This is a genomic window from Nocardiopsis deserti (assembly GCF_008638355.1).
Lineage (GTDB): Bacteria > Actinomycetota > Actinomycetes > Streptosporangiales > Streptosporangiaceae > Nocardiopsis > Nocardiopsis alborubida.
This window is the reverse complement of record NZ_VWVS01000001.1, coordinates 479,977-502,451: the sequence shown is the minus strand read 5'-3', so window position 1 is coordinate 502,451 and position 22,475 is coordinate 479,977. Positions and strand designations below refer to the sequence as shown.

The 22,475-nt window shown below is 73.7% G+C and carries 16 protein-coding genes; 4 read left to right on the top strand and 12 right to left on the bottom strand.

Annotated elements, in window-relative coordinates:
- Positions 1-33 precede the first annotated feature (33 nt).
- The 11 genes from phnE to FYW99_RS11865 all read right to left on the bottom strand — a co-directional run bounded on the left by phnE (position 34) and on the right by FYW99_RS11865 (position 17,402).
- Complete coding sequence (gene phnE / locus FYW99_RS11910; RefSeq protein ID WP_223838937.1) at positions 34-909, bottom strand: phosphonate ABC transporter, permease protein PhnE; 876 nt, start codon at positions 907-909, stop codon at positions 34-36.
- A complete protein-coding gene (locus tag FYW99_RS11905) occupies positions 906-1,784 on the bottom strand; it encodes a phosphonate ABC transporter ATP-binding protein (protein ID WP_150252056.1) in 879 nt (292 codons plus the stop codon). Before FYW99_RS11905 ends, phnE begins: the two co-directional genes overlap by 4 nt.
- A complete protein-coding gene (locus FYW99_RS11900; RefSeq protein WP_150252055.1) occupies positions 1,781-2,662 on the bottom strand; it encodes a phosphate/phosphite/phosphonate ABC transporter substrate-binding protein in 882 nt (293 codons plus the stop codon). The genes FYW99_RS11905 and FYW99_RS11900 overlap by 4 nt, the downstream gene beginning before the upstream one ends.
- 324 nt (positions 2,663-2,986) lie before the next feature.
- Positions 2,987-4,660, bottom strand: a complete 1,674-nt coding sequence (gene thiC, locus FYW99_RS11895) for a phosphomethylpyrimidine synthase ThiC (protein WP_317846989.1) — start codon at positions 4,658-4,660, stop codon at positions 2,987-2,989.
- 311 nt (positions 4,661-4,971) lie between these two features.
- Positions 4,972-5,823 carry an SOS response-associated peptidase gene (locus tag FYW99_RS11890; protein ID WP_150252054.1) on the bottom strand — a complete coding sequence of 284 codons (852 nt, stop codon included), beginning with the start codon at positions 5,821-5,823 and terminating at the stop codon, positions 4,972-4,974.
- A gap of 139 nt (positions 5,824-5,962) precedes the next feature.
- Positions 5,963-7,000 (bottom strand): cell envelope lipid trafficking protein PgfA, encoded by a 1,038-nt coding sequence (locus tag FYW99_RS11885; RefSeq protein WP_150252053.1) that lies wholly within the window; start codon positions 6,998-7,000, stop codon positions 5,963-5,965.
- Positions 6,997-11,604: an alpha-(1->3)-arabinofuranosyltransferase gene (locus FYW99_RS11880; RefSeq protein WP_150252052.1), complete on the bottom strand. Its 4,608-nt coding sequence runs from the start codon at positions 11,602-11,604 to the stop codon at positions 6,997-6,999. Before FYW99_RS11880 ends, FYW99_RS11885 begins: the two co-directional genes overlap by 4 nt.
- Positions 11,601-13,214, bottom strand: a complete 1,614-nt coding sequence (locus FYW99_RS11875; protein WP_150252051.1) for a glycosyltransferase family 4 protein — start codon at positions 13,212-13,214, stop codon at positions 11,601-11,603. Before FYW99_RS11875 ends, FYW99_RS11880 begins: the two co-directional genes overlap by 4 nt.
- Before the next feature lie 233 nt (positions 13,215-13,447).
- Positions 13,448-13,588: a hypothetical protein gene (locus FYW99_RS31745; RefSeq protein WP_168443978.1), complete on the bottom strand. Its 141-nt coding sequence runs from the start codon at positions 13,586-13,588 to the stop codon at positions 13,448-13,450.
- A complete protein-coding gene (locus tag FYW99_RS11870; RefSeq protein ID WP_223838935.1) occupies positions 13,585-15,450 on the bottom strand; it encodes an MmpA family trehalose lipid delivery protein in 1,866 nt (621 codons plus the stop codon). The genes FYW99_RS31745 and FYW99_RS11870 overlap by 4 nt, the downstream gene beginning before the upstream one ends.
- 38 nt (positions 15,451-15,488) lie before the next feature.
- Positions 15,489-17,402, bottom strand: a complete 1,914-nt coding sequence (locus tag FYW99_RS11865; protein WP_150252050.1) for a fibronectin type III domain-containing protein — start codon at positions 17,400-17,402, stop codon at positions 15,489-15,491.
- Between the two features lie 177 nt (positions 17,403-17,579).
- Between FYW99_RS11865 and FYW99_RS11860 the strand changes: the two genes are divergently transcribed.
- Positions 17,580-18,473, top strand: coding sequence for a hypothetical protein (locus FYW99_RS11860; RefSeq protein ID WP_150252049.1), 894 nt, complete (start codon positions 17,580-17,582; stop codon positions 18,471-18,473).
- 118 nt (positions 18,474-18,591) lie between these two features.
- Here the strand turns inward: FYW99_RS11860 and FYW99_RS11855 are convergent, their stop codons facing one another.
- Positions 18,592-19,107, bottom strand: a complete 516-nt coding sequence (locus FYW99_RS11855; RefSeq protein ID WP_150252048.1) for an NADPH-dependent FMN reductase — start codon at positions 19,105-19,107, stop codon at positions 18,592-18,594.
- A gap of 567 nt (positions 19,108-19,674) precedes the next feature.
- On the opposite strand from FYW99_RS11855, the gene nagA reads away from it, so the two are divergent.
- The 3 genes from nagA to FYW99_RS11835 all read left to right on the top strand — a co-directional run bounded on the left by nagA (position 19,675) and on the right by FYW99_RS11835 (position 22,359).
- Positions 19,675-20,808: an N-acetylglucosamine-6-phosphate deacetylase gene (gene nagA, locus FYW99_RS11845; RefSeq protein WP_150252047.1), complete on the top strand. Its 1,134-nt coding sequence runs from the start codon at positions 19,675-19,677 to the stop codon at positions 20,806-20,808.
- A 104-nt stretch (positions 20,809-20,912) separates the two neighbouring features.
- Positions 20,913-21,224: a hypothetical protein gene (locus FYW99_RS11840; protein ID WP_013154720.1), complete on the top strand. Its 312-nt coding sequence runs from the start codon at positions 20,913-20,915 to the stop codon at positions 21,222-21,224.
- Between the two features lie 166 nt (positions 21,225-21,390).
- Entirely contained in the window at positions 21,391-22,359 is a 969-nt protein-coding gene (locus tag FYW99_RS11835) for an aldo/keto reductase (protein ID WP_150252046.1), read from the top strand.
- Positions 22,360-22,475: the final 116 nt, after the last annotated feature.

Below are 22,475 nucleotides of genomic sequence, written 5' to 3'. Positions count from 1 at the left end.
CCGCCGGGGCTCGGCTCACCGGAGGGACGTGGGTCAGGCGGTCAGACGGGCGCGGACAAGGGCGCTCAGGCGGTCGATCACGGTCACGAGCAGGACGATCCCGATGACGATGGCGCACAGGTGGCCGAAGTCGTACAGCCGCAGGGCGGTGGTCAGCTCCAGGCCGATGCCGCCCGCGCCGACCAGGCCGAGGATGGTGGCGCCGCGGACGTTGCCCTCGAAGAGCAGCAGCGTGTACGACGTGAGCATCGGCGCGGCCTGGGGCAGCATCCCGAAGGTGATGACCTGGCCGGAGGAGGCCCCGGCCGCTCTCAGGGCGGTCACCGGCCCGGGGTCGACTGACTCGATGGCCTCGGCGTAGACCTTGGCGATGGTGCCGACCGAACCGAGGGTGATGGCGAGGATCCCGGCGAACGGCCCCAGGCCGACCGCCGAGACGAACATCAGCGCGAAGATCAGTTCGGGGACGGAGCGCAGGACGTTGAGGACGAACCTGGCGGCGAGGTAGACGGGGCGCGGCGCGATGTTCTCGGCCGCCGCGAAGCTCAGCAGCAGGGACAGCAGGGCGCCGAGCAGGGTGCCCAGGACCGCCATCTGGAGGGTCTCCACGAGCAGTTCGACGATCGTGGCGACCTTGCCGAAGTCCGGCGGCCACAGCCGCGACAGGAAGGAGCCCATGGCGGGCACCCCCTCGGCCAGCGCGGACGGGCTGAACCCGGATCCGGCCGCCGACCAGGCGACGGCGGCGGCACCGACCACGATGGTCAGCGTGCCCTTCGGCCCGGGCGGCTGCCAGGGGGAGGACAGGCGGCGCAGATCCTCGGGGAGGTCGGCGGGCCCGCCCCGGGCCGTGGGGCCGCCGGAGGCGGGGTCCCCGGGTGCGGGCGCGGGTTCGGGTCGGCTGGTCACGCGGTACCTCCGGGGAGCGGGGCGGCGCCGCGTCGCGCCGCGGACTCGTCGGTGTCGGTGCCGAACTCGGTGTCGGCGCCGTAGATCTCGCGCACGGCGGCCCCGTCCAGGTCGGCGGAGGCCAGGTCGGCGACCACGCGGCCCTCGCGCAGGCCCACGGCGCGGTCGGTGTAGCGGCGGGCCAGGGCGACCACGTGCAGGCTGACCAGCACGGGCACACCGCGTTCGCGGGCCAGCTCGGACAGCAGCCCCAGGACGGAACCGGCCAGGCGCGGGTCCAGGGAGGCCACCGGCTCGTCGGCGAGGATCAGTCCGGGGTCCTGCATGAGGGCGCGGGCGATGGCCACCCGCTGCTGCTGGCCGCCGGAGAGGGTCCGCGCCTGCTGGCGGGCCTGGTCGGCCAGCCCGACCCGGTCCAGGAGCGCGAGGGCGCGGACGCGCTGCTCGCGGGAGAACACCCCGATCCTGGACGCGGGCCCGGCCTCGTGCAGTCCGCCGGTGAGGACGTTGGCCAGGGCGGACAGACGGGGCACCAGGTGGAAGTGCTGGAAGACGTGTCCGACGTCGGCGCGCAGGGAGCGCAGCGCCCGTCCGCGCAGCGCGGTGGCGTCGCGTCCGGCCACACGCAGTTCTCCGGAGGTCACGGGCGCCATGCCGGTGAGAGCCCTCATGAGGGTGGACTTGCCCGAGCCGCTGTGGCCCAGGAGCGCCACGACCTCGCCGGGGGCGACGTCGAGGTCGACCCCGTCCAGGACCGGCGCGGTGTCGTAGACGACCGTGAGGCCGCGGACGCTGACGACCGGTGTCGTCAGCGGGTCCACGTCCCGGCCGGTGTGCCGGGTCCGCGCGGCCGCGGTGGTGGCGTCGGCGGTCATCGGATGTCCTCCAGTTCGAGGCCGACGGACTCGGCGACGTCCAGCAGCGGTGCGAAGACCTCCGCGTCCGGGTTGGCGATGGCCTCCCCCTCGCCCACCAGGGTGGTGAGGGCCTCGTCCCCCTCGACCAGCTCCGGGAGCCGCTCGACGACGGCGGCTCGGGTCCGTTCGTCCACGTCCTCGGAGAAGACGATGGTGACGCCGACCGGGATGGGGCCGCTCTCGGCCAGGACGACGACCTCCTCGGAGTCGATGACGCCCGCCTCGGTGAGGGTCCCGACGAGCGTGGCCGAGGTCGCCGCGACGTCGACCCCGCCCTGGGCCAGGGCCAGGGCGGCCGAGTCGTGGCCGCCCGCGAAGGTCATCTCGTAGTCGGTCCCCGCCTCCAGCCCCTCCTCCTTGAGCAGGGCACGGGGCATGAAGTGGCCGGTGGTGGAGCCGGGGTCCACGAAGGCGACCTGGCGGCCCTCGACGTCGGCGATCGTCTCGATCCCGCTGTCGGCGCGGGTGAGCAGCACGGACGCGGGGTCGTCCGTGGCCTCCCAGACCAGGCCCACGTCCAGGCCTCCGGCCTGCTGGCCGATGGCGGTGGCGAAGGGGCTGAGCAGGGCGACGTCGACGTGCCCCTGGCGCAGGGCCTCCACGACTCCCATGTAGTCGGCGGGCGACTCGGTGACCACCTCGCGCCCGGTGGCCTCGGCGATGTGGTCGGAGACGGGTTCGACCTGGGCCAGCTGTTCGGGGTCGTCGGTCCCGGGCGGGAAGGCGAAGACGAGGGCCTCGTCGGCGGTGTCCCCCTCGGCGGGCGCGCAGGCGGCCAGCGCGAGGACGGAGAGGGCGGTCAGTGCGGTGAGTGCGGGACGGGGGTGGCGGTGCATACCGTCGCTCCTTGGCGGAGGGAGGAATGTGACGCCTCCGAGGCAACAGGGGATTCGTGAACCGGCGGTTTCGATACCGTCGGTGCACTAATTGCCGTCAGGTGAACGCTGGGACTCGCCGCCGCGCACGAAATCCCAGGTCGTACGGGGGCCAACACTCCGGTGGAGCGGGGGTGACACGGGGGTGGCCGTGCCCCGCTCCCGCCGGTGGCGACCCCGCGAAACCGCCCCGCCGCCCCGAGGACCGCCCTCCGCCGACGGGGCGGACGCACCGGGGCGGGGACGCCACCGCGCCCCCGCCCCTCCCCGTTGCTCCGCGGCCCCCTACTCCGTCAGGGGCAGGTAGACCCGCTTACCCTGCTCGGCGAACTCCGCGGACTTGTCGGCCATGCCCTTCTCGATGGCGGCGACCGTCTCCAGTCCGTTCTCCTCGGCGTACCTGCGCACGTCCTGGGTGATCTTCATGGAGCAGAACTTCGGCCCGCACATGGAGCAGAAGTGCGCGGTCTTGGCCGGTTCGGCGGGCAGGGTCTGGTCGTGGAAGGACTGCGCGGTCTCGGGGTCCAGGGCCAGGTGGAACTGGTCCTGCCAGCGGAACTCGAAGCGCGCCTTGGACAGCTCGTCGTCCCACTCCTGCGCCTTCGGGTGGCCCTTGGCCAGGTCGGCGGCGTGCGCGGCGAGCTTGTAGGTGATCACGCCGGTCTTGACGTCGTCCCGGTCGGGCAGCCCCAGGTGCTCCTTGGGGGTGACGTAGCACAGCATCGCCGTACCGAGCCAGCCGATCTGGGCGGCGCCGATCGCGGAGGTGATGTGGTCGTAGCCGGGTGCGACGTCGGTGGCCAGGGGGCCGAGCGTGTAGAACGGCGCCTCGCCGCACAGCTCCTCCTCCAGGCGCACGTTCTCCGCGATCTTGTGCATCGGCACGTGCCCGGGCCCCTCGATCATCACCTGCACGTCGTGCGCGCGGGCGATGTGGGTGAGCTCGCCCAGGGTGCGCAGCTCGGCGAACTGGGCCTCGTCGTTGGCGTCGGCGATCGATCCCGGCCGCAGCCCGTCGCCGAGGGAGAAGGTGACGTCGTACTCCCGGAGGATCTCGCACAGCTCCTCGTAGTGGGTGTACAGGAAGCTCTCCCTGTGGTGGGCCAGGCACCAGGCCGCCATGATGGAGCCCCCGCGCGAGACGATGCCGGTGACCCGGCGGGCGGTGAGCGGCACGTAGCGCAGCAGCACGCCCGCGTGGACGGTCATGTAGTCCACGCCCTGCTCGCACTGCTCGATGACGGTGTCGCGGTAGACCTCCCAGCTCAGCGCGGCCGGGTCGCCGTTGACCTTCTCCAGGGCCTGGTAGATGGGCACGGTCCCGATCGGGACGGGCGAGTTGCGCAGGATGCGCTCGCGGGTCTCGTGGATGCGCTTGCCGGTGGACAGGTCCATGACGGTGTCGGCGCCCCAGCGGGTGGCCCACACCATCTTCTCCACCTCCTCGGGGACCGAGGAGGTGACGGCGGAGTTGCCGATGTTGGCGTTGATCTTGACCAGGAAGTTCTTGCCGATGATCATCGGCTCGGACTCGGGGTGGCACCGGTTGGCGGGGATGACCGCCCGGCCCACGGCCACCTCCTGGCGGACGAACTCGGGGTCCACGCCCTCGCGGGCGGCCACGAAACGCATCTCGGGGGTGATGGTCCCGGCCTTGGCGCGGGCCAGCTGGGTGGTCGCGCCACCGGAGGGGGCGGGCGCGTGGGCCCACTCCCCCCGGGTCGGGGGCAGGCCCCGGTGGACGTCGATGTGCGCGGTGTCGTCGGTGTACGGACCGGAGGTGTCGTACAGGTCGAAGTGGCTGCCGTTGCTGAGTTCCACCCGGCGCTGCGGGACGCGGAGGGTGTGCCCCTCGGGGGTGGCGACCTCCCGGTGGACCTTGCGTGATCCCATGATGGGACCGGTGGTCACCCGGTGGTCCGCGGTGGAACTGACGTCGCGGCCGTCGAGAGCCGTCATGGCATGCCTCCCTACGTCGGAATTACCCGAACAGGTTCTGCGGTCGGCGACACCGTTGAGTCGCCCTCTCAGCCCGCCATGGCGCGAGCTCCCGCGTTGCGTATGAAGATGTGGGGACGCCTCGGGCGCCCCGGGCACGCCGGACCGGGCGGACCCGGCCGGTGTGGCCCCGGACACTGTATCCGTCCGTCAGGAGGGGTTGTCCACCGTCCCCGGGATACAAAACTGTCCCCCGCACGCCACACCCGGCAGGGCGGGCAGCACAGGACGCACCGTTCGGAGCGGGAGGGGTCCGTGCCGCGCTCCCCGGGTCAGAAGAGCGTCTCCGGCTCGCCGCCACCGACGTCCGAGAGCGGTTCGAGCAGGTCGGGGCGGTTGTTCTTGATGCTGTTGACGTCGGTGGAGACCTCGTCCACGTCGAAGCGGTCGGCCGGGGTGTCCTGGAGCAGGTGGGCCAGCTCGTCGGCCCCGGTTCCCGGGTCCAGCCAGGCCGCCCAGTCCTCGGAGGGCACGACGACGGGCATGCGCTCGTGGATGTGGGCGAGTTCGGGGGCGGCCTCGGTGGTGACGACGGCGCAGCTCCACACCCACGCGGCGGGGTCGTCCTCGGCCACCTCCGGGTCGCGCCAGCGCTCGAAGATCCCCGCCATGGCCAGCGGCCGGTCGTCGGGGTAGTGGATGGAGTAGGGCTTCTTGTCCGCCTTGGCCTTGCGCTTCCTGTGGTGGGGGTCGGTGACGGGCGAGGTGCTGGCCTGCACGGTCCCGTCCCTGCCGATCAGCTGCCACTCGTAGTAGGCGTCGGCGGGCAGCAGGCAGCGGCGGCGGCGGAAGGCCGTGCGGAAGGCGGGCTTGTCGGCGATGGTCTCGCTGCGGGCGTTGATCATCCGGTAGCCGATGTTGCGGTCCTTGGCCCAGGAGGGGACCAGGCCCCAGCGCAGGGTGTGCAGGGAGCGGGGCCCCGGTTCGCCCCGGTCGTCGGCCTGCGGGGGCGGGCCGAGCACGGCGTACACGGGCCTGCCGGGAGAGATGTTGTAGTCCGGGTCCAGCTCCTCCAGCGGCGGCCACGCCCGGGGATCGGTCTCCTCGGGGAGTGCCTGCTCGGGCAGGCCGAAGGCGAGCTGCAACTGGTGCACGTTCCTGGACTGGGCATAACGACCGCACATAGGTGTGATCCTACGGTCGAAACAGCTCGTTCTCTCCCGGAACACCCGTATCCGCCGGTGTTTCCCACCCCTCGGGCACCGGGTACGGCCCGGCCGGCCCGCCGGTTCCGCCCGCCCGTCCGACCGACTGCGCCGGACCTCAGGTCGGCGTCGGTGCGGCGGGCTCCCCCTCCGCGCGGGCGGCCCCCCGCTCCGCTCCCCCGTCCGCGTCCCGGCCCCGCCGGGCCCGGACGAGGCCGGCCAGCACGACCAGGCCACCGAGCGGGGCCAGCGTCCACGGGGCCCACGAGGAGAGGGCCCGCAGCAGCACCGAGCGCACGCGGGCCTGTTCTGCCCGGGCCGCGACCTGCTGCTCGTCCAGGACCAGCTGCGCGTACAGCAGAGGTGCCTCGCCGCTGTCGTTCTGCGGGCGCAGGGTCTCCGCGCGGGTCTCGTGGGCGTTGACCACGATCCCGCTGACCGGCTCCACCCAGAACGTCCGGCTGACCTCCAGCCAGCGGGTGGCGGTGACCGTTCCCGAGGCCCCGGGGCGGAACAGGGAGGCGGGCACCGGGCGGGCCGAGTCGGGCACCTGGGTGGACTCGATCCACTGGCTGTACCGGCGCACCGGCACCCCCGCCACCTCCTCCCACTCCTGGAACTCCAGCATCGGCGCCGACCGCACCTCGGCGTCGTAGAAGGGGTACTCGCCCTCCTCGTCCCCGGGCGGCCAGAAGTACACCAGCCCCGCCTGCCGGACCGCCCGGTCGCCGTCGACGTGCTCACCGCAGCAGTTGACCGCCCGACCGCTCTCCCGGTCGACGATGACGCGGCGGCTCCAGTGGTCGATCATCCGGTCGGGCACGGAGGTGTCCACGGACATCTCCCACGCCGACCAGTCGTCGCCGTGCGCGGAGGCGTCCACCCGGGTGACCCGGGTGACCTCGGCGAACTCCACCCACGACCACGTGGAGGTGTCCAGGTAACCGGCGTCCTCGTCCAGCATGCGGATGTCGAACCCGGCCTCGGCGGGCAGCGGTGCCACCCGCTCGTACACGTAGAGCGGGAGCAGGGCGGCCAGGGTGAGCAGGAAGGCGCCCACGGCCACCAGGAGGGTGCCCCGGGGCAGGGAACGCCCCGGCCCGCGTTCGGGGCCGACCTGGCTGGGGACGGCCTCCCCGGCGCTGAACGCGCTCATGTCCGGGCCTCCTCGGGATCGTTCTCCCACCGGTCGTCGTCGCCCTCGGAGGAACCTGCGCCTCGGGAAGCACCGTCGGTCTCGCCGTTCGCAGGGGCCCCCGGGCTCTCGGCAGCACTGTTGGACCCACTGGCCCCGCTGGCCCCGGCACTGTCAGGCCCGTATCCCTCAGGAGCCGCATGGGCCCCATTGGCCCTGCCTGCCCCGGCACCGACGACAGCACCGACCTCATCGGGCGCACCACGGGACGGAGCGGCCTCGTCCGTCCCGCCGCCACCGGCGCTTTCCGCGGCCGCTCGGGCGCGGACCGACGGCGGGTCGGCGTCGGCGTCCTCACCGTCGCCCGGCTGGCCCAGGGTCAGCACGAGCCTGGCCAGCGCGGGCAGGCACAGCAGCTGGGACACCCAGCCGCGCAGCGCTCCCCCGAACACCTCGGTCACGTCGTGGAAGGGCATGTACAGCGCCAGGTGGGTACCCGCTCCCATGGCCAGCCCGGCCAGCGCCAACGACACCACCACCGGCCAGGGCCCCGCCAGGCGGGGCAGCAGGCGGCCGCCCATGGACGGCCGTCCCGGCTTGGCGTGCCGCAGCCTCCGGGGCGCCCTGCGCCCCAGCCACCACACGCACACCAGGATCACGGCGACCAGGGCGGCTCCGACCGCACCGGCCACCCACACCCCGTAGGCCAGGCCCAGCGGCAGCACGATCCGCCGCCCCAGCCACCCGGGCCCGGCGTCGGGCAGGGCGCGGGCGCCCCGCGGCGCCGCGGCCCCGGCCGCCGCTCCCCCGGGCAGCAGGCGCCTGGGCCACAGGGCGGCGACCACCAGCACCGCGGCCAGCGCGGCGCCCACGGCCAGGGCTCTGTGGTAGGCGGAGTCGGGCGCGTAGGTCAGGGTGACGGTGCCCGCGCTGTCCGCGGGGAGCACCCAGGCCTGCTTCCAGCCCTCCAGCCGGACCGGTTCCAGGGCCGCGTCCGCCCCCTCCAGACGGGCCTGCCAGCCCTCGTTGAAGTTCTCGTTGACCACCAGCAGGCTGTCCTCGGCGACGTCCACGTCGAAGCGGCGCTCGCCCGGGCCCCACGCGTGCACCTCCTCCACCTCGGCCATGGTGACCTCGGGGCGGTCCGAGACCGGGTCGGCGGACTCCACCAGCGCCGAGCGCACCTCGTAGCGGTTGCCCGGATCGACCACGATCCGGTTCTCGCCCCCGACCAGGTCCAGGTCGGTGCAGCTCTCGTAGCGCAGCGGGCGGCCGGTGAGCTGGTCGGCGAGGGTGCCCCGGCTGATCCGGGTCTCCACCCGCTGGTCGTTGACGCGCAGGGTGGGGCCCAGGCCGCAGGCGGTGGAGGCGTCGCCCTCGGGCAGCGGCTCCACCGGCTCCACCCCGGGCAGGGTGACGGTGCCGATCTCCAGGGCCTGGCCCTCGGGGCGTTCGAAGGTCACCCGCAGCGACTCCGCGGTGAACTCGGCGAAGTCCACCCGGCCGCTGCCGTCCAGCCACCCCTCGCGCACCGTGCCGCCGCCCTCGACGGTCACCCGGATCGGCCGCAGCACGCTGTCGGCGCGGGGGAACTCCACCTCCAGGTACCCGATCTCGGTGGGTGCGCCCAACTCGATGTCGAGCCAGGGGTTCCTCTCCTCCGGGTCCGGGTACCAGACGGTGCTCTCGTCGTCGTCCAGCGCGCCCCGGCCCGTCGCGGCGGGGTGCTGCACGGCGGTGGAGGAGGCGCTCACGTGCGGGTGGGGGCTGGCCCGGTTGGCGGCGTTCTCCGCCTCCCGGGGGTCGGTGAGCACGACCCCGCCCGAGACCGTGTGCGGGGCGGAGGCCGACTCCGCCGACAGCTCGAACGTGCGGTCCAGGCGGCGCGCGTCCTCGCCCTGCACCTGGAGGTCGGGGTTGCACACCCACACGTGCGAGCCCTCCATGCAGCCGGGCGCGGTACCGGTGGAGCCGGTGAACAGCAGCGTTCCGGTGTCGGCGGGCCCGGGGACCCGCAGCGTGCGGGCCGGTTCCAGGCCGGGCACGGAGATCGAGGCGACGCCCACCCGGGTGCCGAACCGGTACTCCGGCTCCCAGGCCAGCTCGTCCACGCGCACGCGCAGCGTGGTGGTCGTGCCGGGCGGGGCCGTCAGCTCCTGCGGCTCCTCGGTCTCGGCGACGGGCACCTGAGCCTCGCCGCCGTCGGTGACGAGGGTGACCCGGGAGGGCGGCGGCTCGCCGGGCAGGTGCTCGAAGGCGACGCTGAGTCCGGTGAGGTCCTGGGGCTCCTCGAACTCGACCTCGATCCACTCCCCCAGGGCGCCGGTGAAGGCGCTGGAGCGCCAGGAGGTGGTGAGGTCGTCGTCGAGAGCGGCGTGCGGGGCGTGCCCCGGGTCGCGGTCGGCGGCGCGCGCCCCCACCCCGCTCTCGGCGGAGGAGGCGCTCACCGAGGCGATCCCGATGTCCTCGGCGTGGGCGACGTGGTCCTCCCACGCCGGGTCGATGACGTCGGGGGCGGGGACGTCGCGTTCGAGCCCCTGGTCCTCGGTGAGGGTGGCCGACACGTTGCGGCGCACGTCGGAGTGGACCACCTCGCGGCGGCGGGCGGTGTCGGTGACGATCGTGTCCCGGGCGGCGACCTCCCCGGCTCCGGGGTCGTCCCCGAGCAGGATCGGGCGGTCGTCGTCGACCACCCCCTGTTCGGCCAGGTGGAGCACGGACTCGGGACCGCCGGTGACCCGCAGCACCTCGTCGGCGGGCACGGTGCCGACGGCGGGCGCGGCGTCCTCCACCTCGTAGACGCTCAGCGCCTGGTAGGGCTGGTCGAACCACTGGGAGGCGGACTGGTGGTCCAGTGAGCCGATGACCGGGCCGAACTCGGCGGCCAGGGTGATACCCGGCGAGTCGGCCAGGGCCTGGTGGACGCGGGCGGGCCAGCCGCCGTTGTTGCCGGTGCGCTGGAGGTCGTTGCGCACGAGGAGGTGGGTGACGCCCATGCGCGCGAAGGTGTCGGCGAGCCCGGCGGAGCCGCGGCCCGAGGAGACGCGCTGGTCGATCTCGTGGGTGATGCGGGAGACGCCCGCCGAACCCCACGGGATGATCTGGTGGTTGGTCCAGGCCCCCTCGAACAGCGGTTGCAGGGGTTCGTCCATGGGGCGCCCCCACTCGTACTCGCCGCGGGCCGAACCGGGCAGGGCCATGGTCATGCCGCGCTCGTCGGCGCGCGCCTCCAGCCAGTCGGTGGCCTCGTGCCAGTAGTCGGGGATCTGCACGAAGCCGCCCGCGGGCGCGATCCCGACGGTGCCGACGGGCACGAGGGTGACCGCGAGGACGGCGGCGCTGGCGCCCGCGACGGTGCGGCGCACGTGTCCGGGCACGGGCGTGCCCCTGCGGTCGGCCAGGTCCCGGGCCACCACCACCGGCAGGTGGGCCAGGCCCATCACCAGGGGCAGGCGTACGAGCGCGTCGAACTTGTGCACGTTGCGGAACGGGGAGAGGACGCCGTCGAACAGGTCTCGCATGGTCCCCGCGAAGGGGCCGGTGAGGTCGCCGGTGAAGCCCGCGACGATGACCGCGGTACCGGTGAGGAGGCTGGCGATGAGGAAGGGCCGCTCGGGGGTGCGCCGGTTGACCAGCCCGGCCAGGCCCAGGCCCGCCACCAGCGCGGTGACCGCGATCAGCCAGGGGGCGGTGGACAGCTCCGCCCCGGGGGGGAGCGCGGTGTTGCCCTGGTCGGGCAGGAAGCCCATCCAGTTGGAGGTGCCGCGCAGCGCGTTGAGCAGCGAGGTGACGCCGGTGGTGACGGCGGCGTCCTCGGTGTAGGGCATGAACGAGAACACGTACCGCGCCATGAGGAGCAGCGGCGCGACGTACCAGAACGAGGCCAGGACCAGCGCGGCCGTCCACCAGGCGATCAGGCGCCACTTGCGCGGGCCGTTCGCCCGGGTGAGCAGGTAGAGCCCCGGCACGACCAGGACGGCCAGCTCGGAGGCGGCGTTGGTGCCGCCGCACAGCAGGAAGGCCAGGCCCGACAGCAGGGCCATGCGGGCGGGCGAGCGGCCGTGCCGGGCCCCGAGCACGAGCGGCAGCAGGATCCACGGCATGAGCAGCATGGGCTGCAACTCGGCGGAGTTGTACGACAGCAGCGTCAGCACGCGGGGGGCCAGCGCGTAGGCGACCCCGGCCAGGATGCGGGTGTTGACGGTGCCGACGCCCAGCGCCCCGGCGACCTTGTACACGCCGGTGAACGCGGCGATGAGCAGGACGGCCATCCACAGGCGCTGGAGGAGCCAGTCGGGCATGCCGAGCAGGTCGAACAGCAGGTGGAAGGGGCCGTTGGGGAAGAAGTACCCGTAGGCCTGGTTCTGGATCTGGCCGAAGTAGGAGGCGTCCCACAGGTGCAGGGCGCGCTCCATGAACCCCAGGGGGTCGGCCGTCAGGTCGAGCTTGGTGTCGCTGACGATCCTGCCGGGGTCGATGCTGGCGGCCAGCGCTCCCAGGAGCAGGCACACCGTGAGGACCTTCAGCCGGGCAAGGAGGCGGGGATCGGCGCCGCCGGGGTCGGTGGAAGGCGGTGTGCGGGAATCCTCCGGTTCGCGCCTGGCGGTGGATTCCGTCGGAGTCACGTCTTCGCTTTCCTGCCTGCTGCCGTGTTCCGGGCGGCGGGGGTGCCCGGGTCGTCGGGGGTGGGGGGGACGGGGGTGCTCGGTGCGGAGGTGGTGACGGGGGTGGCGGAGGTGGGGGGCGGGGCGTCGGGGGCGGGGGTGGGGGTGGGGGTGGGGGCGGTGGAACCGTCCGGTTCGGCGGCGCCGGGCAGGCCCAGCTCCCCGGCGACGAGCCGGGTCATCCGCGCGCCGCTGGCCTCCCACGTGAACCGGGACGCCCACGCGCGGCAGGCGCGGCGGACGGCTTCGGCCCGGCGGGGGTCGGACAGCTCCTCCAGGGCGCGCGCGACCGCGTCGGCGAGTTCCTCGCCCTCGCGCACGAGCCACCCGGTCTCGCCGTCGCGGACCGAGTCGCGGAGTCCGTCCACATCGTAGGCCACGGTGGGCACGCCGAGGCGGGCCGCCTCGATGACGGTCAGCCCCCAGCCCTCGAACTCGGAGGCGGTGACGTGGAGGCGGCACGAGGCCAGGACGCTGTTCTTGTCCTCCTCGGACAGGAAGCCGTGCAGGCGCACGCGGTCGCCCGTGCCGTCGCGCGCGACCTGCTCGGCCAGGGGTCCGCCCTCGGGGCCGCGACCGATGATGTGCACCTTCAGGTCGGGGTGCTCCTCGCACAGCGCGCGGGCGAGGTCGACCACCCGCGAGACCCGCTTCTGGACGACCAGGCGGCCCAGGCTGACCACGGCCGGGCAGCCCATGTCGGCGGGGGCGGGGGCGTCGTCGAGGGGCTTCTGCGGCCCGGGGAGTCCGCCGTTGTGGATGATCTCGATCGGCGCACGCCAGCCCAGCTTCTCGCGCATGGCCCGGCGGGAGGACTCCGAGACGGTGACGGTGGTGCAGCGGCGGTAGACGCGCGAGGCCACGGCCGACTCCAGCATGCGGCCCAGCCAGGCGACCGGCGCCGGGAAGTAGGCGTTGAACTGGAGGTCGTGGACGTGGTGGACGACGCTGACCACCCGCGTGCTGCGGCGCAGGACGAGTCGGCACAGGAAGGGGACGCCGTTCATGCAGTCGAAGGCGAGCTGGTACTCGCGGCGCCACAGGGTCAGCCACGCCATGACGCGCGGGTAGACGGTGAACCTGCCGCCCATGCGGCGGATGACGACCCCGTCCCTGGTCTCCACGCGCGCCTGGTGGGGTTCACGGCTGGTGAGGAAGGTGACGATGGCACCGCGTTCGGCCAGGTGGCGGCTGATCCGCCAGGAGTACTCCTCGGCTCCCCCCGCGGTGGACTGCCAGGGGTCGCGCCAGTTGACCATGACCAGGCGGACGCCGTCCAGACGCGGACCGAGGTCGGTGGGTGCGTCCGGGACGGTGTGCGCGCCCGTGCTGGCCGGGACGCCTGTGCTGGCGGTGACGGACGTGTTGACGGGGGCACCGGTACTGCCTGGGGCGCTTGCTTCGGCTGGAACACCTGGGATGGCGGGGGTACCGGTGTTGTCTGGGACGGCGGGAGCGCCCGTGCCGGTCAGGGGGACCTGGGCGGGAACGACGGCGGCCGGGGCCCCGGTGACCGCGGGCAGGCCCGGTTCCGCCTCCTGGCGGATCCGGTGGACCTTCTGGAAGACCACACGCTCTCCTTCCGCGCGGTGTCCGGCCGGACCGCGTGCCGCTACCTCGCGCGTGCGGTCGAGCACGCACGGCGACCACCTGGGGGAAGGATGGGGCGCACGCCGAACAGGCCCGTGGGCCGGACGTCGGTGGTGGTGGGCGGCCGGGGGACGGTGCCCGGGGCCGCGGGGGTCGGGGAGTGGGGCGCCCCGCTGGGGGCGGAGCGCCCGCGGACCTCCGCCGTACGGCCGTCCTAGCGGTCGCCGTAGTTGTAGAGGGTTTCGTTCACCGGTTCCGCGGTGGCGGTCGAGTCCGTGGCGAGGTTGGTGGCCACGAAGGTGGCACCTCCCGCCAGGGCCGCGCCGATGACGCAGGCGGCGATTACCTTGATCACTTGGGGATCTCCTTCCGCGCGCCCGATCCCGCGCTGGGGCCGGAGCGCTGGAAAACGAGACTAGAACCTGATCTAGCCATAGACCAGATGATTGCCCCAACTGTAACTAACCCGCTGGTAACTTCCAACCCCGGAATGCCAGCTTTGTCAGCCTTTACATGCTGGTCCTGCACCCGGAGAAGAACCATGTCGGGACCCTCCACCACCACGGACAGGCCCTCCACACCTGACCAGAACCGGTTATCGACCGGCGCGGACAACGCCACGTACCGCACCCCCAGCCCGCCCAGCGCCGCGGCGTCCAGCCGCTCGGGCAGGCCCGTCTCCGGGTCCGGTCCGAGCACCCCGGCGGCCCACCGCGCCAGCGCGTCCTCGCCGGTCACGACCACCTCTCCCCCGTCCGGGGTGCCCACGACCAGGTCGTCGTTCCACAGGGTGCGCCGGTCGAAGAGCTTGGTCGCCGGGTCGAGGACGACCGCGGCCCGTCCCGCCCAGTCGGGTCCGCGGTAGGCGCTCCAGGGCAGCACCAGTACCGCCCCGGGCCGGTCGTCGGCGGCCACCGCCTCCTGCGCCGCCAGCCACTCCCCGGGGTAGTGCACCGGGGCCAGCCGACCGCTCGCGCCCCACAGCAGCCCCGGCAGCACCACCACCGGCAGCAGCGCCACGAACACCGCGAGCCCCGTCCGCAGCGCAGCGCCCTCCCGCCCGGCCAGCCACCACACGCACGCGCCGAGGCCGAGCGCCTGGACCAGGGACAACGGGGCCGCGTAGAGCTGGCCGTCGCGCAGCGGCCCGAACCCCGGCCAGGCGGAGATCAGCCAGACCAGCAGCGCACGCCCCGGTCCGGTGGCGCCCAGCAGGGCGATCAGAAGGCCCAGGGCGGCGGCCGCCGACAGGCCGGGGCCGAACCCCGGTCGCTCCCGGCGCAGCAACCACACCCAGCCCACCAGCGCCAGCAAGCACAGCAGCAGGCGGGCCGCGGCCGTCACCGGCTCGCCGTAACCCGCCGGAACCGCACCGGAGTTCCACACCCCGCCCAGGAGCAGCAGGGAGCCGACCACCCCGAACGGGGTGTCGGAGCGGGCCGCGAACGCCGCCACACCGGCCGGGTCCGTGCCCGCCCCGCTGGTCAGGGACGGAAGCAGCCAGGGCAGGGAGACCACCACCAGTGCCAGCGCGAACAGCCCCGCACGCGCCCACCAGCCCGGTGCCCGCCAGACCGGCGCGCGCGGGCGGGAGGTGAGGGCGACGGGACCGGCGGTGAGAGCGGTCAGCACCACCGACGAGAACCCGCCGACCGCGGCGGGCACCAGCGCGCGCACCAGCCCGGCGAGCCCCGCGCCCGGCCGCACCTCCGCCAGACGGACTGCGGCCCCCACCACCCACGGCAGCCCCGCGTAACCCAGCAGCATCGCCCACTGGCCCAACAGCAGCCGCTCGGCCACGAACGGGTTCCACACGTAGGCCGTTCCGGCGGCGGCCGACGCCACCAGAGCCCCGGCGCCCCCACGGGGCAGCACACGCAGCGCCAGGCGCGCGGCACCGGCCCCGCCCACGGCGAACACCGCCAGCAGCGCCAGCGACTGCACCACGTCCCCGGGCAGGACCGCGGACAGCGCCGCCACCACGGCGTCACTGGGAATCGCCCGGGGAAACCCGTCCGCGCCCCGCAGCACCGTGCCCAGCGACAGGTCGGGCACGAACACCATGTCGTAGCGCAGCACGTACCCGGGCCCCAGCGCGGGGCCGAGCGCCAGCACACCGGCGAGCAGCCCCACCGCCCACGGCAGCAGGCGGGGCAGCGACCGGGCGCCCCTTCCTCCCCGCACTCGCCGGAACACCAGCCCTACGACCGACACCATCAGACCTCCGCCCCAGGAAAACAGCCCCCGCCCCGCCGTCAGCCCCCAGCGAGCAGAACGCTGTCGGAGTAGCCGCCCTCCACGTAGTCGCGGTAGGAGCGGACCACGAGTTCGTAGGGGCCGGAGACCGTCGCCGACCAGCGCGGCTCCTCCCCCGCCGGGCCCAGCGTGCGCCATCCCTGCCCGTCCCCGGGACCGAGCCCGTCGCGGCGCTCGCAGTCCGGGGCGGGCGCGACGGGCCCGGGTTCCGGCTCGGACGGCGTGGGAGCGGGTGTGGGGGCGGGTGTGGGCTGCGGCCGGGGGCCCGCGTCGGGTTCGGGGTCGGACGGTCCGCTGCTGGGGGCGGGCGATTCGACGGGGGCCTCCGAGGCGCGGTCACCCTCCAGGGGCGCGTACGGGCCGCCGTCCACGGGCACGCGCCGGTCGAGAGCCGGGAAGGCGTGTCGGCCGCGGTCGGCCGCGGGCGCGAACCGGCCCTCGGGCACGGGCACGCGCCGGTCGTCGGCCACGCCGCAGTCCAGCGCGCGCACCCACACCTCGTAGTGGGAGGCCTCCTCGACGTCCTCCCACTCCACGGTCGCCCCGCCGTCGACGACCCGCAGCCAGGACGGCCCCGGAGGCGGGTCGTCGTCCCACACCCACTGGAGGGGCTCGGACTCCGCCCCCTCGTCCCTGCCCTTGAACGAGCGCACCACGAACTCGTAGCGGGCTCCGCTGAAGAGCGCCTCCACCAGCACGGAACGGCTGTCCCCGTCGACGCGCACGTCCACGGGGAGCACGGCGGCCTCGTCCGGGTCCGGTCCCATGCGCCGCTGCACCACCCGGTAGCCGGTCGCGCCGGGTACGGCGTCCCAGCTGAGCACGAGGCCGTCGTCGGACTCCTCCGCCACGGGCTCGGGCGCGGTCGCGGGGCCCACCGCCAGATCCGGCAGCGGCCGCCGGTAGGTCCGGCCGACCCCCAGCGGTTCGGCGAGCGCATCGGCGAAGGCCGCCGCGATCTTCAGCTCGCCGCGCGCGTTGGGGTGCGCCTCGTCCCAGTTGTCGTTGACGGAGGCGTACCCGTCGGCGATCCGGGCGACCACCACGGGGGAGTCGCTGGAGGTGAGCTGCGCGGCGAGGTCCACCAGCCCCATGTTGAACCGGTCGATCTCGGCGTTGGCCCGGGGGTCCTCCACCGGCGGCAGCTCCCCGAGGACGAACCGGGTCTGCCCCCGCACGACGCGCACCGTGGACACCGTCTCGCCGACCCCCTCCAGCGCGCTGTCCGCGTCGTCGCCCGCCAGGATGTCCTCGGTTCCGGCCAGGAGGAGCAGGTAGTGCGGCTGGTACTCGGCGGCCACCCGCGCGGCCCCGGCGGACAGGTCCTGCGCGGTGGTGCCCCAGCGGGCGGCGTGGTCGGTGTCGAAGTCGGGGTCGGCGTAGTCCTGGTTGCCGAACTCCCGGTCCGCCAGCCCGTACACGCCGTCGTAGGGGCCGACGAAGTCGACCTCCACCTCGGCCTCACGCAGATGGGACCACAGGTGGTAGCGCCAGGTGTAGTCGCCGCTGCTGCCCTGGGAGAGCGAGTCGCCGACGACCATGACGCGCAGTTCGCCGTCGGGCGGGCCCGGCACGGTGACGGGTTCCTCGGTGCGCCCGTCCTCCGCGGCCCCTCCCCCGGAGCCGGTCTGGATCAGCAGCAGGGTGACCGCCATCGCCGAGAGCATGACCCCGAGCAGCCCGAGGGGCCCGGGTTCGAAGCGGGAGTGGCTGTCCCAGCGGGGCCGGAGCCACGGGAGGCGGAGCCGCCCGGGCCACCGGTCCAGGAGCCGCCCCGAGCGGGACAGCGGCGGGCGGGGCCGCCGCGGCTCACGGGCCTGGGACCGGCGCAGGCCCAAGCGGCGGAGCTGAGGCTTCCCGAAACGGTCGGCCACGCGCGACCACCACACGGAGCGTTTCTCGGATCCGCGCACCGCGCCCCCTGCGTTCCCATAACGGGTTCTACCCCCCACAGGGGGTTCGTCAGACAAGACTAGAACTGGTTATATAGAATTCGTCAACTCTCTGCGGCTGAGCGGGACCGCCTACACCGACGTTAGCGGCCGCTGCTTGCCTCTCGACTCCGCGCCCCGACGGAAAGCAGGGCCCCCGTGACCGGACTCCTGGCAGCCCTGCTGTCCGCGGTGGTCTACACCGTCGGCCTGACCGTGGAACAGCGCGCACTGCACGGCGCGGAGTCGATCTCGATCAACCGCCCCCTCCACCTGGCCCGGGTCCTTCTCACCAACCCCCGCTGGATGCTCGGCTGCCTCTTCGCCGCCCTGGGCAGCGTGGGCCTGATCGTCTCACTCGGCCTCGCGCCCGTGTCCGTGGCCCAGCCCGCCTTCGCCGCCGGGGTCGCGTGCGGCATCCTCGTCATCACCCTCGTCCTGGGCGAGCGCCTCACGCGGGGCGAGTACGTGGCGCTCGGCATCATGCCGGTCGCGCTCGGCCTGCTCAGCCTGTCCACCGCCGAGGGCGCCGAGACCGGGACCACCGCCGACACCCCGCTGCTCATCACCGTCAGCCTGCTCACCGTGGCGGTGTGCCTGGTCGTCGTGGGCCTGGCCGGCGGCCGCGGCCGCTACGTGTCCGCCGCCGCCCTGGGCGCGGCCGCGGGCTTCGCCCAGGGCAGCGCGGGCCTCCAGGGCAAGGGGTTGGGCGGCCTGCTGGCCGACCACGGTCTGTGGGACGCGGTCGTCCCCGCGCTGCTGTCGCCCTACCCCTACCTGTACGCGGTGGGCTGGGCGGTGGGCATCGTCCTCTTCCAGACCTCGCTCCAGCGCTCACGCGCCTCCATCACCGCTCCGGTGTCCAACGTCGTGGGCAACGTGTTCATGGTCGTGACGGGCACGATCCTGTTCGGCGAGCGGCTGCCCGACGACCCCGTCATGCTGGCCCTGCGCGTGGGCGGGTTCGCGCTGACCCTCGTCGTGGTCGTCCTGGTCCGCGGCAACGTGGCCGCCGCCGAGGCGGACACCAGCCGCAGGCGCGCCCACGCGTAGACCGCGCGGAGACGGTGGGCGTGCGCGGGGGCGGCACACACCCCTTCGATGACGGGGGAGGGCGGAACTCGTCCGCGCCTCCCCCGGTACCGCGGGACCGCTGCCACAGGAAACCCTGTCAGACAGCCACCGACACGGCCTCGCGCAGGCCCGGGGCGGCGACGTCGGCCCACGCCCGCACCACGCTGTCGGGCTGGCCGGTCTCCCCCTCGGCCAGGATCAGGCCGGGCTCGGCCACCCAGGCGCCCAGGTCGGCCAGCAGGATGCGCAGGTCCTCCTCGATGCCCCGGCTGTTGCGCAGGTCCTCCACGACCGCCAGCGGAATCGCGACCGTGTGGCCCAGCCCCAGCTCGGGCAGGCGGTCGAGGAAGACCTTGAGCAGACCGGTGTAGGTGCCGTGCGCCTGCGGGGAGGCGACGAGCAGGACATCGCTCTCACGCACCTTCGCCAGCGCGGCCCCGACGGCGGCGGAGGACTCCGAGAGCAGCTCGGCGCCCAGTTCGGCGATGTCGATGACGTCGGGACGGGAGCCGACACCCGCGCGGGCGGCGACCTCGGAGGCCGCGCGCAGGGCGGCGTCACGGACGGAGGAGCGGACCTGGGGGGCGGCGACGAGCACGGTGAAGCGGGTCATGCGAGAACTCCTGGGTTCGAACAGAGCGAGCCGGGATCGGAGGGGACACCAGCCGGAGAAGACGGCGGAGGCGGTTGACACCGGAAGGAGGGGATGACGAACGTCCTTGGACTCTCGCGGTTCCTCGCATCCGACACGGGGAGCGGACGGCGCTGTCCGGAAACCGCCTGTGTCGGGCCTGGCAGGTCTGCTTCCGGGACCGCGGTGCGGTCCCGACAGAACCCAGGGGAGAGATGAGCGTCCGGTGTCTGCGACAGGGCACGGAGGCGCGGGGCGGGGCCCCGCAGGGCGCTAGCTACGACAGAGCGCGCTCGCCTGCTGTCTCAGATCGACATGCAGGCGCTGGACAAGCAGCTCACCGGCGGACATGTCTCCATCATGAGGCGCCCCGGCCGTTATCGTCAATGCGTGCACGCCCACCACGGTGGGCGGTCCAGCCCTCGGACAGCCGTCCCAGGGAGCGGGATCGCCCAGCTCTGCAGGCAATACGGAAGCCCGCGGTGACGGCCCCGAAGGCCTGTGTAATGTGCGACACACACCGACGAGACGACACGAGGGACCCCTCACATGGCCCACACCCCCGTCACACTCACCAACGCGCGCGCCGTCACCCCCGACGGGGTCCACGAGGGATGGCTGAGGATCGAGAACGGCCGCGTGGCCGCGTTCGGATCGGACGACCCCGTTCCCGGCGGACGCGACCTCGGCGGCGCCTGGGTCGTCCCCGGGCTGGTCGACACCCACGTCCACGGCGGCGCCGGGCACGCGTTCACCGAGACCGACCCCGAGGGCGTCCGCGCAACGATCGCGTTCCACCGCTCCCGGGGTGTGACCTCCCTGGTGGGCGGCCTCGTGGCGGCCACCCCGGAGGACACCGTCCGCCAGGTGGCGGCGCTGGCCGAGCTGTGCGACGCGGGCGAGCTGGCGGGCATCTACCTGGAGGGCCCCTTCATCTCCCGGTCCAGGTGCGGGGCGCACGACCCCGAACTGCTCCGCGACCCTGACACCGCCGAGTTCGACCGCTGGCTCAAGGCCGGACGGGGGCACGTGCGCATGGTCACGGTGGCCCCGGAGCTGCCCGGAGCGCTGGACCTGATCGGCGCGGCGGCCTCCTCCGGCGTGGTGGCGGCGGTGGGGCACACCGAGGCCACCTACGAGCAGACGCTGGCGGCCTTCGACGCGGGGGCGTCGGTGGCCACCCACCTCTACAACGCGATGCGCCCGCTGGGCCACCGCGACCCGGGACCGATCGCCGCCGCGCTGGGCGACGAGCGCGTGACGGTCGAGCTGATCCTGGACAACGTGCACGTCCACCCGGGCGCGGCCGGGCTGGTGTTCGACGCCGCGGGCGCCGGCAGGGTGTCCCTGGTGACGGACGCGATGTCGGCGACGGGCCTGGGCGACGGTGAGTACACGCTGGGCGACCTGCGGGTGCGGGTGAGCGGCGGCGAGGCGCGTCTGGCGGAGAGCGGGACGATCGCCTCCAGCACGATCGTCCTGCCCCAGGCGGTGCGCAACGCCGTGCGGGGCCTGGACGTCGGCGTGCCCGAGGCCGTGCGGTCGGCGTCGTCGGTTCCGGCCGCGGCGTTGGGACTGGACGGGGTGGGCCGGATCGAGGTCGGAGGGCGTGCCGACCTCGTCGTGCTCGACGACGACCTCGGCGTTCGCGAGGTGATGTACGAGGGCGCCTGGGTGGAGTAACGGCGTGTCGTAACCGCGTTACGGACTAGTAATATAACCCTGGGTGACAATGGCGACAGGGCATCGAGGAGAGCCACCACGCTCGACACGAAAGGATCTGCGCCATGGCCAAGTCGAGACAGACGAGGGACGAGCAGCCGACCCGTGTGCCCTCCGAGGAGCACGAGCACCTCGGCAAACTCGCCGCGGAACTGTCCCGCTACGACGTACGGGCGGACGTGGTCGACGAACAGTCGTCGCCGTGTCTGCGCGTGCGCAACCCGTCATCCGCGTGTGCGGTTGAGGACGTGATCTGTGAGCGCCGAGAGCACGACTACGCGTTCATCGCCTCGTTCGGGGTCTACCTCGGCAGTAGCGGAAGCCTCGGCGTCACGGCCCACAAGGTCGCCTGGCTCGTGGGAGCCACCGAGGCGTGACAGCCACGCGGGACGGGTGCGGTGCGACCGGCACCGCACCCGTCCGCGTATCGCCCCGGCGTCTCCACGGAGCTTTACGACGTAGATTCCTGGAGGCCGTGCGGGGCGCCAGCACTCCGGCACCCTAGAGTCGTGCCGTCCCACTCCCTCGACGGAAGGCGAGCCCATGGACTACGTCAAGCTGGGCCGGACCGGACTGGACGTCTCCCGCGTCACCCTCGGGTGCATGAGCTACGGAGATCCCGCCAGGGGTGCCCACGACTGGACCCTGGACGAGGAGGCCAGCAGACCCTTCATCCGCCAGGCGGTCGAGGCGGGCGTCAACTTCTTCGACACCGCCAACACCTACTCGGACGGCAGCAGCGAGGAGATCGTCGGCCGCGCCCTGGCCGAGTACGCCGACCGCGACGAGATCGTGCTGGCCACCAAGGTGTTCGGCCGCACCCGCCCGGGCCCCAACGGCGGCGGGCTCTCGCGCAAGGCCGTCATGACCGAGATCGACCACAGCCTGCGGCGCCTGGGCACCGACTACGTGGACCTCTACCAGATCCACCGCTGGGACCCCACCACGCCGATCGAGGAGACCGTCGAGGCCCTGCACGACGTGGTCAGGGCGGGCAAGGCCCGCTACGTGGGCGCCTCCTCGATGTACGCCTGGCAGTTCGCCAAGGCGCTGCGGGTCGCCGACGTCAACGGCTGGACCAGGTTCGCCACCATGCAGAACCACTACAACCTGCTCTACCGCGAGGAGGAGCGGGAGATGCTGCCCCTGTGCGCGGACGAGGGCATCGGGGTCATCCCGTGGAGCCCCCTGGCGCGCGGTCGGCTCACCCGCGCGTGGGACGCCGAGACGGAGCGCAGCCGCGGTGACGCGTTCGGCGCGCGGCTGTACGCGGAGGCGGACCGGTCGATCGCGGACGCCGTCGGCGGGATCGCCGAGAGGCGCGGGGTCCCCCGCGCCCAGGTCGCGCTGGCCTGGGTGTCCCGGAACCCCGCGGTGACCTCGCCGATCATCGGCGCCACCAAGCCGCACCACCTGGACGACGCGATCGCGTCGCTGTCGCTGGAGCTGACCGAGGACGAGGTGGAGGAGCTGGAGCGCCACTACACGCCGCGCCCGACCTCCGGCTTCTGACACCGTCCGGTGCGGGGCCGTCCCCGGCCCCGCACCCGCGGCGCCCGCGGGAGGCATGCGGGGGAGGACGCGTGGAAGGCATGCGTGGAAGGCGCTGAGGACGTCCGGGCCACTCC